The sequence below is a fragment of the Bacillus cereus group sp. BfR-BA-01379 genome, from assembly GCF_022663605.1.
GTDB classification, from domain to species: Bacteria; Bacillota; Bacilli; order Bacillales; family Bacillaceae_G; genus Bacillus_A; species Bacillus_A mobilis.
The window spans coordinates 1-232 of the sequence record NZ_JAKUFT010000295.1 but is presented as its reverse complement, the minus strand read 5'-3'; the positions used below and the strand labels follow the sequence as shown (position 1 = coordinate 232).

Genomic DNA, 232 nt, shown 5'->3' with positions numbered 1-232 from the left:
GATCCTTTACAGTTGGTGCAATCGGGGCATCCCCTAGCGTCAGCTTCGTTATCGGAACTGCATTCTTATTAACATTCGCTGGAATGATTTATGTAAGAAGCAAAATAAAAAGTAAAGCAAAAAGCAAAGTAAAAAAGACAATGATGGGTTAATTCCATCATTGTCTTTTTTTGCCGAATATATTACTTTTGTGTATAGCCAAGTAACAATGTAAATAAATTAAACTGTAAAG

1 pseudogene is annotated in these 232 nt (G+C 33.6%); it reads left to right on the top strand.

The window, feature by feature from the left end:
• A pseudogene (locus MR113_RS27930) lies at nucleotides 1-152 on the top strand (MFS transporter); the annotation flags it as partial.
• Between the last annotated feature and the right edge of the window lie 80 nt (nucleotides 153-232).